The organism is Rhizobium sp. BK650, from assembly GCF_014195325.1.
In the GTDB taxonomy this organism is placed as follows: domain Bacteria; phylum Pseudomonadota; class Alphaproteobacteria; order Rhizobiales; family Rhizobiaceae; genus Rhizobium.
On the sequence record NZ_JACIBK010000002.1, the window covers coordinates 290487 to 302746 of the forward strand.

Consider the following 12260-nt stretch of genomic DNA (forward strand, 5'->3'; position numbering starts at 1 on the left):
GGCAAATTCAATCAGCTGGCAAAATATGCGATGATTTTGCGAACCGTTTCAGGGGAAGGCAGCGTGCCACGCGCGGCGGTTGCGGCAGACGCGGGGCCGACGCGGATGGAATATCCGCCGTGCTGGTTCGCTACGCCGAACATCGCCTCGTCCGTAAGGTCATCGCCTATGGCGATCGGATGACGGCCATTGAACGGTGGAACTGCGAGAAAGCTCTCCAGTGCATCGCCCTTGTTGGCTCTGGCAGGCCGGATTTCGAAGACCATCTTACCCTGCTGCAGCGTCCAGTCCGGTCCCGCACGATTTGCGAGACGCTGCATCAATTCCGCAAGTTCCGCTTGCCGCGCCGGTGCAAGGCGAAAATGGGCGGCGACAGCCGCGCCCTTGTCCTCGATAAGGATGCCGCTCCATCCTGCCGTCTCTGCCCTCAGTTCGATCTTCAGCCTCTCGAACTCGGCTGTCGGCTCCACTTTGAAAATGTTGCCGTCAGAGGTGCGGCGCTCGGCCCCATGCAGGCCGGCGATAGGAAATTGGAAGGGGGCGAAGAGGCGGTCGGCATAGGAAAGTCCTCTGCCCGTCACCAGAGCAAGTGCCCCCCCGAGCTTCTGCGACAGCGCGTTGAGCTGCGCCGGAAGCGAAGGCGGCACGGATATTTCATCCGGCGTCGGCGCGAGATCAAGGAGCGTGCCGTCGATATCGAGAAAGAGGGCGCCGTCCTGGAGATAGGAAGAGAGTGTGGAGAGGTTTTCATCCTGTCGGAAAGCGTCGCCGGATGGCGGAGCTTCTGATAGCTGATTGCTGTTTGTCATGACTGGGAAACTAGGTCAGCCCAGCCCTCCGGCAACCCTTAGCTGCCGTCAATCCGCCGGTGGACCCGCAGGATGTTCGGCATAAAAGGTCTTCGCATCCGCGGTGAATGCGGCGCGCTGGCCGGCAGTCGTATAGAACATGTGCCCGCCACGATAGAGCTTCAGTGACACGCGATTACCCGCAAGCGACGGCGGAAGATGATCGACCACATAACGGCTGACGCCGTAAGGCGTCACGAGGTCGCTATAACCATGGGCGATCAGCAGGTGAAAGGACGGGTTGGAGGCGAGAATCTGCCTGATGTCGTCGGTGGCGCTTGCCTGGAAGCGCGAGCCGCCGCCACGTCCGCTGCCCCATTCCCAGCGCCGACTGATATCGTTTTCGAGCAGGGTATAGGTCATCTCCGTTTTGAAGCCGAGTTCGTTGCGGGCATAATCGGCGAAGGCGCCGCCATAGGCGCGGGCGAAGCCGTCAAGGATTGGGTCGTCGCCTCGATCGGAATCGGATTCCGGATAGGGATCAGGTGTTGCGAAAGAGGCGTCATAGGGGCTCATCACTTCGCCGCTCTTGTCGCCGGAATGCTTGGTGAAAGCATAGCCGAGGAAGCCGCGATTGCGGGTAACGACATCTTGCGGAATGCCGGTGAGGTTGGAGATCTTGCCGTAGAAGGCCGTCGCCGCATCCCCCGTGGGTGCGGCGCCGGCAAGCGTTGTCAGGTATTCGCCGAGCGCGAATCTTTCGGCATCGCGCTGGATGGATTCGCTGAAACCTTTGCGCCGGTCGGCCTCGGCGGCCGCCAGCGAGGGAAATTCCAGCGCCGCTCCAAGCGCGAACTGGTCGGCATTGAACATCAGCTGCCCTTCGAGCAGCGGCGACAGCATGACAATGCCGGCGATGATGATGCCCTGGCTCTCCTGTAGCGAGGACGCCACTTTGGCGGCACGGAAGCCGCCATAGCTCTCGCCGAGCAGGTACTTCGGCGAATTGGCGCGGTTGTTATGAGCGATGTAGAGCGCGATCGCCTTCGCCATCGTCTGCGCATCAGTGCTGACATTGTAGTAGTTCGAAGCGTCGTCGGCCTTCACTGTGCGACTCCAGCCGGTGCCGATTGGGTCGATCAGTACGAGATCGGTGAAATCGAGCCAGCTATTCTTGTTATCGATGAGCTTCGAGTTCGCCCCGTCACGCCCATCGGGGCCGAAGTCTAGCACTTTCGGGCCGACGAGGCCGAGATGCAGGAATGCGGAAGCCGCACCCGGTCCGCCATTGAAGGCGAAGGTGATCGGGCGGCTCGGCCCGGCGTCCTTGGCGACATAAGCAGTGTAGAATATTGCCGCATTCTGCACACCATCCTGGCCAAAGAGGTCAAGCGTGCCAGCAGTTGCCGTATAGGCGATCTTGCGCCCGCCGGCGGTCGTAAGCTCATGTTCGGTGACGGAATCGGCCGGCAATAATTTCAGCATGCCCTCGCGGGCTGAACTCTGTTGGGCTGGTGCGCGTCGTTCCCCAGCTTCCTGCGCAAAGCTGAGGGAAGGCGCGAGCGTGGCTGTCAGCGCAGCGAATAAAAGCAGAGATCGAAAGCGCAAATACATATCCTCCGGCGGGCGCAATGCGGCTGAAATAGGGTAGCAGCCATGCCATTGCGATGGAGATCAAGAGATGGTGATGCGCAAGTGAGCCTGGCTCATTGGCGCTTCTCGATCGTGCGCGCGTTCACATGCAGCGCGCGTCCGGCCTGCCATCCGTTGAAGGCTGCACCAAGGCCGAGTGCAACGAAAAGCACTGCGCACCAGGCGAAGCTTCCCGTCCAGCCGCGGATCAGGCCGACAATGAACGGCCCAATTGCGGCGAGCAGATAGCCGACGCACTGCGCCATGCCCGAAAGATGGGCGGCGACGTGCGGATCGCGCGAACGCAGCACGATGGCTGTCATCGCCGCGGCAATGAGCCCGCCCTGGCCGATCCCCTGCAGGACAGCCCAGAGCCAAACGGTGGAGAGTGGCGCGAAAAGCAGACCGAGAAGCGCCGCAACGGCGAGGGCGCAGAGCGTGACGTTGATAAGGCGCTGGTCCCTACCGCGCACGGCGATGTGCGGCACGACGAGGCAGGCGGCGGCCTGCACCATGACGGACGCCGAGACAATGCCGCCGGCAGTAACGCCATCAAGCCCGCGCTCGCGCAAGATGGGAACCAGCCAGCCGAAGACGCAATAGGCGAGCGCCGACTGCAGGCCCATGAAGAGCGTGACTTGCCAGGCGAGCCTGTCACGCCAGAGCCCTTCGACGCGAAAGCCGCTGCGCCGCGGCTGTCGGCCGCTCGCAACGACCTGGGGCATCCAGATGAGCCCAGTAACGAGAACGGGCAAAGCCCAGACGGCAAGTGCGCCTTCCAGCGAGCCGCCAAGCGCGTGTTCGATCGGCAGCGTCAGGCCGGCCGCGCTTGCAGCACCTGCGCAAAGCGCCATCGTATAGAGGCCGGTCATCAGAGCGGCGTTCGCGGCGAAGTCGCGCTTCACCAGTCCGGGAAGCAGCACGTTGCCGACGGCGATCGCAGCACCTGCAAGAGCGGTGCCAAGAAAGAGCAGCGGAATGGAAGAAAGGCCGCGCAGCGCCGTGCCGATGGTCAATAGCAGGAGCACGCAGAGCAGCGTCCGTTCCGAGCCGATGCGCTGGGCAAGGCGTGGAGCCAGCGGCGAGAAGGCGCCGAGGCAGACGACTGGAAGCGTCGTGAGAAGACTGGCGCCGAGCGCCGAAAGGTCGAGTTCGGCCCGAATTTCCGGGAGCAGCGTAGAGGCGCTGGAAAATACTGGCCGCAGATTAAATGCGATCAGCACGAGGCTGGCACCAAGCAGGAAGCGGGCGGCCGTGCTCTGCGTCTGCGCCGGCAGCGGGGCCGGCACACTGTCGATTTCTGCATCGACTATCGTCTCATCGACAGCGTCGAGCGTGGCATTCTTTATGGACATGGTCACGAAAGAAGCATCCGGTCGAGGGCGGAAAGGACGGGCGCCATGAAGCCGCGCACGGCTGCGTCGGCCTTGCCGGGATCGCCGGTCTCGATGGCGTCGACGATCACCTGATGTGCTTTCATGTCGGGCTCGGGGATTGCTTTATCGAGTGTGGCGGCAATGGTCTCTGCAATCGAGGCGGAGAAGAAATCGTAGATCTCGATCATTGCCTGGTTACCGGATGCTGCGATCACGGCCTTGTGGAAGGCGAGGTCGCGTTCGATGAAGCCTGCCGTATTGCCGCCTTCATAATTGCCGCGTTCTGCAAGCAGCGCGCGAAGCCCGGCGACGACATCAGGCGTCTTGCGAATGGCGGTCAGCCGCGCGCCTTCGACATCAAGCGCGCAGCGAGCCTCGAATTGATCGCGCAGGCTGGCGCGGCGCGCCATCGTGAGCGGTCTGCTGTTATCGGTGGTCGAAACCACGTAGGTGCCGGAGCCCTGCCGCGTGTCCAAAAGGCCCTGCGAGACGAGAACGCGTACGGCTTCGCGCACCGTGCCACGGCTGACCGACAGCATTGCCGAGAGCGAGGCTTCGTTCGGAAGTTTCTCGCCGACAGGCCAACGTTTGGCGAGGATTTCGCTACGGATGGCCTCGATTGCCGTATCGGCCAGATTGGTCCGGTTGATCGGTTGCATTGGCATTATTCGTAAAGTCATCAGATGATTTTATCAATAATGCCTTTTGATCCGGGCGTCAACGCATGAACAGCGGAAATAAAAAAGGGCCGCTTTCGCGACCCTTTCCATGAGGTTTGGCCTGTAACCGGCCGGACCGTCTACGCGGCCCTAGGAAGGTAGGGTTTTAGAGCGAGGGCTGCCTCGCTTTCATCACCACTTCCATGCCCGTTACGAGGTCCGAAAACTCACTAGACATCGGATCACCTTCCTTTCGTTACGTTGAACACGAATTAAACGTAGGCCGATTCTTCTGAGATGCAAGAAAAAATCACTTGCCAGAATTGTAACCGGCGTTCGACTTCAATGCGCGGCCTTGATGAAGGTGCCGTTCTGCAATTCGCGCATTGCCTGTTTGATCTCCTCATGGGAATTCATGACGATTGGCCCATGCCAGGCGACCGGTTCTTCGAGCGGTTTTCCGGAAACGAGCAGGAATCGGATCCCTTGTTCGCCGGCCTGCACCGTCACTTCGTCGCCGGTGTCGAAGACCACAAGCGTACGATTGCCAGACATGTCGCGGATATTCAGTTCCTCGCCGTTGACTTCCTTTTCGACGCGCACGCCGAATGGTTTAGAGGCGTCGCGGAAGGTACCGGAACCTGCGAAGATATAGGCGAAAGCATTGCGATAGGTGTCGACCGGCAGCCGCTTCTTCTTTCCTGGAGGCACCGAGACATCGAGATAGATGGGATCGGCGGCGATACCATCGACAGGCCCGCTCTTGCCCCAGAAGTTGCCGCAGATAACGCGCACGGCCGTGCCGTCATCATCGACGACGACAGGAATATCCGCGGATTTGACGTCCTGATAGCGGGGAGCGATCATCTTGAGCGACGAGGGCAGATTGGCCCAGAGCTGGAAGCCGTGCATTCGGCCGGCAAAATCACCCTTCGGCATTTCCTGATGCATGATGCCGCTGCCGGCCGTCATCCACTGGATATCGCCGGCATTCAGCAGGCCGCGATTGCCGAGGCTGTCGCCGTGCTCGACCGTACCGGCAAGCACGTAGGTGATCGTCTCAATGCCACGATGAGGATGCCAGGGGAAGCCGCGGATATATTCAACCGGGTTGTCGTTGCGGAAATCATCCATCATCAAAAATGGATCGGTCATAGACGGATCGCCAAAACCAAAGACGCGGTGGAGCTTCACGCCGGCGCCTTCTATCGTGGGAGTGGCGGTGCTTTGATGTTTTATCGGGCGGATCGACATTGCATCCTCCAAGGGTTCAATTTGCGACAACTATAACGGCCGCAGGATCGGTCGCGAAGTCACCGGGGCCGACAACGGACTGTTCACAAAGACCGCTATGGTTTTTGTCAAAAGTGATCCCACGAGGCGTCAAGAATTTGTCATCTTCGCCTTGCAAATCGGGTAGCCATTAAGTCGTTGTTAGCCATAACGTCCGACAATCCAAGACGTTTTCAGCATTCCTGCCGCAGCAGGCGGTGGGCCGGAGCAAGAACATGTGTCGCTGGGCAGCCTATCGTGGGGACCCCCTCTATCTCGAGGAGTTGGTATCTTCGCCCGCCCATTCCCTGATCGAGCAATCACATTGCGCCACGCGCGCCAAGACGGCGACGAACGGCGACGGCTTCGGCATCGCCTGGTATGGCGACCGGCCGGAGCCGGGGCGCTACCGTGATATCCTGCCGGCCTGGTCTGATTGCAATCTGAAGAGCCTGGCGCGGCAGATCCGATCGCCGCTTTTCCTAGCCCATGTCCGAGCTGCGACCGGCGGCGGCACACGGCGCGACAATTGCCATCCCTTCACGCACGAAACCTGGTCCTTCATGCACAACGGCCAGATTTCGGGTTTCGAACGCCTGCGCCGGCCGATGGAAACCATGCTCGACGATGAACTGTTCAATGCCCGCAGCGGCACGACCGATTCCGAGCTTCTGTTCCTGCTCGCACTGCAGTTCGGGCTCCGGAAGGCGCCGGTTGCTGCCATAGCCCAAACCATCGCCTTCGTTGAAGGCCTGGCCGAGAATATCCTTGGCTCCGCGCTGTTGCGATTCACGGCAGCCTTCTCGGACGGAAAATCGCTTTATGCAATCCGCTATGCGACCGACCGCAAGGCGCCGACGCTCTATGCTTCGCCGCTTGCTGGGGGCTATTGCCTCGTTTCCGAGCCGCTGAACGATGATGGTGATGCCTGGGAGGAAATTCCCGATGGCAGTGCCGTAACCGTCAGCGCCGATGGTCTGAAGGTCAACGCTTTTCAGCCCGATAAGCGTGCGTTCGCAAGGCCGGAACCTGCCTCTATCCTCGCATAAGCTGTTCGGAGATCATTGCCGCCAGCCGTTCAGCCACCTCGTCTTTCGAGAGATCGGGCCACTGTTCAACGCCGTCCCGGCTGACGAGTTTCACGCTGTTGCGTGTGCCCCCCATGACACCGGTTGCGGGAGACACGTCATTGGCGACTATTATGTCCGCGCCCTTGCGATCCAGCTTCACCTTGGCATTGGCCTCGACATCCTGTGTCTCCGCCGCAAAGCCGATCACCAGTTTCGGCCGCGTCGTGTGATGGCCGACGGTTTTCAGAATGTCGGGATTCTCCGTCAGCGCCAGCGTGGGGATGGATTCGCCCGGATGCTTCTTGATTTTCTGGTCGGCGGCCGACGCGACGCGCCAGTCGGCAACTGCGGCGACCATGACGGCGACATCGGCGGGAAGGGCGGCGAGCACGGCATCGCGCATTTCTTCCGCCCGCTCGACATGCACCACCCTGACGCCCGCAGGGTCGGGAATGGTCACCGGACCGGACACCAGCGTCACATCCGCGCCGAGCCGCGCCAGCGCGGCTGCGATGGCGTGTCCCTGTCGGCCGGAGGAGCGGTTGGCGATATAGCGTACCGGATCGATCGGCTCATGAGTCGGGCCTGAGGTGACGATCGCTTTTCTGCCGGTAAGCGGTTTTGGACCATCGTCGAGGAGGGAGTCGGCAGCCGCGACGATTTCCAGTGGTTCGGCCATACGGCCTGTGCCAGCTTCCCGACTTTCCGCCATCTCACCAGCTGCAGGGCCGATGAAACGGATGCCGTCGTGCTGCAGCGTTTCGATATTGCGTTTCGTCGCCGGATGCGCCCACATCTTCGGGTTCATTGCCGGCGCGGCGAGCACCGGCCGGTCGGTGGCGAGCAACACGGTGGAGGCGAGGTCGTCGGCAAGCCCATGTGCCGCCTTCGCCATCAGGTCGGCGGTGGCGGGCGCAATCAGCACTAGATCGCAGTCGCGTGCCAGCCGGATATGGCCGACATCCTGCTCGTCCTGCCGCGAAAACAGGTCGGTGAAGACATGGTCCGCCGCAAGTGCGCCGACGGCAAGCGGAGTCACGAACTCCTGCGCACCCTTCGTCATGATCGGGCGCACGGAAGCGCCGCGTTCGCGCAGGCGGCGAATCAAATCGAGGCTCTTGTAGGCCGCGATGCCGCCCGAGATGATGAGGAGGATGCGTTTGCCGCTGAGAGCCATGATTTTTCCCGCCGCTTCTTTGGTTGGGCAAAACCCTAAGCCTTTGGCGGAAAACATGCAATCGCCGATGCTCAGGCCTGCTTGGGCCGCGTCGGCGTAAAGATCGCAATTGCCATGCCGACGCCGACCAGCTGGAGGATCGCACCGCCGGCTTCGGGTACTGTCGGCATGCGCTGCTCGAACAGGAAACCATAGAACAGGCCGAAGACCGTCTCCGCAACGATGAGTTGGGCGGCGAGTGCCAGCGGCAAAAGGCGCGAGGCAATCATCCAGCAGAGTGTGGCAAGCCACGAGCCCGCAACGCCCATGACGGCCGCCCAGAGCAGGAAGTGAAGGGTCTGCGCGCCGGTGAAGCTGACTGTCTCTCCAAGCGAAGTAAAAGGCAGGAGAACAAGTGCGCCGATGCCGGCGCCGATCCCCTGCAGAGCGGTCCAATGGATGGCGCTTGGCGCATCCTGCGACTGCATGACCGCAGCGCTCATCATGCCATAGGTAACCCAGAGCGCCAGTCCGATCAAAGCGGCGACGATGCCGATCAGGATCCCCGCCTGATCGCTGGAGGATGTTCTGGCAAAGATCGAGACATTCACCCAGCCGATGCCAATGGCTATCAGGATCAGCGGTATCGCCAGTGCTCTCCAGCCGATGGACCGGTCCTTGATATTGGCAATGACGGCAAGCAGTACGGGCATCGTGCCGATGACGAGCGGTGGGATGGCAGTGCCTGCGTAACGCACAGCATAGGAAATACTCATGAAGTAACCGACATAGCCGACACTGCCGAGCGCGAGCCCGGTAAGAACAAGCGAGCGGCGCAAACCCACCGGACGAAAGCGCGGATTGATCATCAAGATCAGGCTGACGACGGCAAACAGCCCGTAGCGCGCCACTGTCAGGTCGATCGCCGTATAGGGCGCGACGACACGCGGCGCAACGAAGCTGAGCCCCCATAGCGCACAGGTGGCAAGACCGCACATGATGCCGATCAGCATGTGAAACTCCGAAGAGGCGAGGCGAGGCTCCGACAGGAAAGGGATAGGGAGCGGTCACACGGAAGGATATTCCTAGCCGATATGTCCTAACGGGCATCGAAACAAGGGCCAGCCTGCGACACCCGGATGATAGTCGGGACAAAGATCGCAAAATTGATGCGCAGAAGTCACTAATCATGTGACATAAGCGCACTTCAGTCAAAGACGCCGCATCGGCATAGTGGGCCGACCCGAATAAAGGAGTTGCCCATGTTTGCTGTAACAGGAATGACAGGTCAGGTCGGCGCCGCTGTTGCCGATCATCTGCTGAAGGATGGCGCCGAGATTCGCGCTGTCGTCAGAAACCCTGAAAGGGCGGCCGTCTGGAAAGCGCGCGGCTGCGAACTCGCCGTCGCCGACATGAGCGACGCACCGTCGCTGACATCGGCCTTCAAGGGTGCAGAGGCCGTTTTCCTCGTCATTCCGCCACTCTTCGATCCGGCGCCGGGCTTTCCGGAGGTGAAGGGCATGCTGGCGACGCTGAAGACCGCGCTTGAGGCGGCAAAACCCGGAAAGCTGGTTTGTCTGTCGACGGTCGGCGCGCAGTCGACGCAGCCGAACCTGTTGAGCCAGCTTGGCATCGTGGAGAAGGAGCTTTCGACACTCCCCATCCCGGTCGCTTTCCTGCGCGCTGCATGGTTCATGGAAAACGCCGCCTGGGATGTGGCGCCGGCCCGCGAAAGCGGTATCATCCCGAGCTTCCTTCAGCCTCTCGACCGTGCAGTGCCAATGATTGCCGTTGATGACATCGGCGCGCTCGGTGCGAAGATGCTGCGTGAAGACTGGCGGGGTGTGCGTGTAGCCGAACTGGAAGCACAAGCGCGTGTTAGCCCGGCCATGGTCGCGGCTGCCTTTGCCAAGGCGCTTGGCAATCCGGTGTCCGCGCAAATGGTGCCGCGTGAGAGCTGGGAAGAGCTATTCCGTGCCCAAGGCATGAAAAACCCGGAACCTCGCATGCGCATGCTCGACGGTTTCAACGAGGGCTGGATCGATTTCGAGGGCGGCCGCGAGAAGTCGCTGAAGGGCACGACGACAATCGAAACGGCGATCCGCCGCCTCGTCGCCGGTGCATGAACGAAAAGGCCGAGGTAGAAGACGGAACCGCGGCCTTTTTCATTTGGAGCAATTCCAGCAAAAGTGTGCAGCGGTTTTGCGTCCGGAATTGCGTGAAAACAAAAAGATAGGGCATTTTCGTGATTCGAAGAAAAACGGAAATGCTCTTGGGAAATGCCTCACCGTCAGGTGCGGGTGATCGATATTCCGCCATCAATCAGAGAAGCCGTGCCGGTGACGAAGCTTGCATCGTCGGATGCGAGATAGAGCACAGAACGGGCGAGTTCTTCAGGCGTTGCGACGCGCTTCAGCGCGTGAAGGTTGGTGATGAAGGACTGCTTGTCCGAGGTGTCATTCATTTCGCGATACATGTCGGTATCAACCGCACCGGGCAGAACGGCGTTGACGCGGATGTTTTGCGGGCCGTATTCGGCGGCAAGCGCCTGCGTCAGCCCGATGAGGCCGGACTTGCTGGCGGCATAGGCGGCGACACCAGGGAACGAGAAGCTGTAGCCGACGAAGGTCGAGGTGAAGATCACTGAACCGCTGCCGTGCTTGACCATTTCGGCGATCTGATGCTTGGCGGCCAGGAAGGAGGCCGTCAGGTTGATCGCCACCGTGTCGGCAAAGCCTGCTTCCGAAACTTCGGTGCTCGGACCTGCTTCGCCGATCGTGCCGGCATTGTTGAAGGCGATGTCAAGTTTGCCGTAGTTTTCTAGGGCGGCTGCGACCAACGCCTTTTGATAGTCTTCCGACCGGACGTCGCCGGCAACGGCAACAGCGTCACCACCGGCAGCCTTGATTTCGGCCACAAGGCTTTCAAGTTCCACCTGGCGGCGGGCGCCGACGACGACCTTGGCGCCTTCGGCAGCGAAGAGTGTTGCGGTGACACGACCGATACCCGAGCTGGCGCCGGTAACGATCGCGACTTTGTTGATCAGACGATTCATTGTTCCATTTCCTCCATTTGTACTGGATCGGCAGAGCCATCCGATTTCGATGACTGGAAGATGGCATTGTTCTTGCGTTCGGATTAGTCTCCCGGTTGCGGAGCTCAAATTCGGAAAAGCCGAACGATGATGAAGATCGAAGGTATTGCGGCTTTCGTCGCCGTGGTGGAGGCAGGCTCGGTGAGCGAGGCCGCACGGCGGCTCCGGCTTTCGAAGTCCGTTGTCAGCGAAAGACTGGCGGAGCTGGAGAAGACGCTAGGCGCCATGCTCGTGCACCGCACCACCCGCAAACTGACTTTGACCGAGGATGGGGCCGCCTTTCTGAAGCGTGCCGCGCGTATCGTCCGCGAAATGGAAGATGCCGAGGCTGATATGGCCGAACGCCGCGGCACGCTCTCAGGCCCGTTACGCATAGCAGCCCCCGTCACTTTCGGTCGTCTGCATCTTGGACCAGCGCTCTACCCGTTCCTGAACGCGCACCCGCAGATCGCACTGACGCTGGATATGGATGATCGGCGCGTCGATGCGTCCTCTGACGGATATGACGCGATCATCCGCCACGGGGCCATAGCGGACTCACGGTTGATAGCCTGGAAGCTAGCCCCCAGCCGGCGACTGCTGGTCGCATCGCCTGATTATCTGGAGCGGCATGGCACGCCGTCGTCGCTCTCCGATCTCAATAACCATCGGGGCATCTTCTATACCAACCGTGGTGTCGCCGACTGGCGCTTTCAGACTGATGAGGGCGCCGTGCTTGTCCGCGCCACACTGGGCCTCGGCATCAACAATGGTGATATGCTTCACGATGCAGCGATATCGGGTCTTGGTATCGCACTGCTGCCGACCTTCATCATCGGCTCCGCAATCCGTGAAGGCCGCTTGATGGAGATCAATGTAGGCGCCCGGCCGGAGCCGGAATTCATTTACATGGCTCATCCAGAAGGCCGAAATCCTTCTGCCAAGTTGCGCACTATCGCCGATCATCTGAAACAGACCTTTGGCAATCCACCTTATTGGGATCCAGACTGCTAAGCCAGAAGGCTCATGAGGTTTTTCGTGACGGGGGAGCGCTTACTGCGCAACACGGCAAGCGCCGGTCGTGCCAGGCGATGGACGGATGGCTGCGTCGTAATCTTCATGCTCGCCCAATGGTGGCGTTCTTTTCTGCGCTCGCGGCGCGAAGCTCGCTCGGCGTTCGACTTGACTTCCGTTGCTTACTGATTAATTTAACCGATAGGTTAAATATGAATCG

11 protein-coding genes are annotated in these 12260 nt (G+C 60.6%); 3 read left to right on the forward strand and 8 right to left on the reverse strand.

From position 1 onward, the window contains the following. Positions 1-11: 11 nt before the first annotated feature. The 5 genes from otsB to FHX15_RS05760 form a co-directional block, all read right to left on the reverse strand. Positions 12-809: a trehalose-phosphatase gene (otsB, locus tag FHX15_RS05740; protein WP_184394518.1), complete on the reverse strand. Its 798-nt coding sequence runs from the start codon at positions 807-809 to the stop codon at positions 12-14. Positions 810-857: 48 nt separating this feature from the next. After that, the gene (locus tag FHX15_RS05745; protein ID WP_184394519.1) at positions 858-2396 is read right to left on the reverse strand and encodes a S10 family peptidase; all 1539 of its coding nucleotides are present in this window, start codon (positions 2394-2396) and stop codon (positions 858-860) included. A gap of 98 nt (positions 2397-2494) precedes the next feature. Then, the gene (locus FHX15_RS05750) at positions 2495-3775 is read right to left on the reverse strand and encodes a CynX/NimT family MFS transporter (RefSeq protein WP_184395343.1); all 1281 of its coding nucleotides are present in this window, start codon (positions 3773-3775) and stop codon (positions 2495-2497) included. A gap of 2 nt (positions 3776-3777) precedes the next feature. Next, a complete protein-coding gene (locus FHX15_RS05755; protein ID WP_184394521.1) occupies positions 3778-4455 on the reverse strand; it encodes a FadR/GntR family transcriptional regulator in 678 nt (225 codons plus the stop codon). Positions 4456-4797: 342 nt separating this feature from the next. After that, positions 4798-5709 carry a pirin family protein gene (locus FHX15_RS05760; protein ID WP_184394523.1) on the reverse strand — a complete coding sequence of 304 codons (912 nt, stop codon included), beginning with the start codon at positions 5707-5709 and terminating at the stop codon, positions 4798-4800. A gap of 254 nt (positions 5710-5963) precedes the next feature. Between FHX15_RS05760 and FHX15_RS05765 the strand changes: the two genes are divergently transcribed. Continuing rightward, positions 5964-6776 (forward strand): class II glutamine amidotransferase, encoded by an 813-nt coding sequence (locus FHX15_RS05765; protein WP_184394525.1) that lies wholly within the window; start codon positions 5964-5966, stop codon positions 6774-6776. Here FHX15_RS05765 and coaBC read toward each other — a convergent pair. After that, entirely contained in the window at positions 6763-7974 is a 1212-nt protein-coding gene (coaBC, locus tag FHX15_RS05770; protein WP_184394526.1) for a bifunctional phosphopantothenoylcysteine decarboxylase/phosphopantothenate--cysteine ligase CoaBC, read from the reverse strand. The genes FHX15_RS05765 and coaBC overlap by 14 nt on opposite strands. Before the next feature lie 71 nt (positions 7975-8045). Next, entirely contained in the window at positions 8046-8966 is a 921-nt protein-coding gene (locus FHX15_RS05775; protein ID WP_184394528.1) for a DMT family transporter, read from the reverse strand. A gap of 249 nt (positions 8967-9215) precedes the next feature. On the opposite strand from FHX15_RS05775, the gene FHX15_RS05780 reads away from it, so the two are divergent. Then, entirely contained in the window at positions 9216-10079 is an 864-nt protein-coding gene (locus FHX15_RS05780; protein ID WP_184394530.1) for an NmrA family NAD(P)-binding protein, read from the forward strand. Positions 10080-10243: 164 nt separating this feature from the next. Here FHX15_RS05780 and FHX15_RS05785 read toward each other — a convergent pair whose 3' ends face one another. Further along, positions 10244-11008 (reverse strand): SDR family oxidoreductase, encoded by a 765-nt coding sequence (locus tag FHX15_RS05785; protein WP_184394532.1) that lies wholly within the window; start codon positions 11006-11008, stop codon positions 10244-10246. 126 nt (positions 11009-11134) lie between these two features. Between FHX15_RS05785 and FHX15_RS05790 the strand changes: the two genes are divergently transcribed. Then, positions 11135-12040 carry a LysR family transcriptional regulator gene (locus FHX15_RS05790; RefSeq protein ID WP_184394534.1) on the forward strand — a complete coding sequence of 302 codons (906 nt, stop codon included), beginning with the start codon at positions 11135-11137 and terminating at the stop codon, positions 12038-12040. Positions 12041-12260 lie beyond the last annotated feature (220 nt).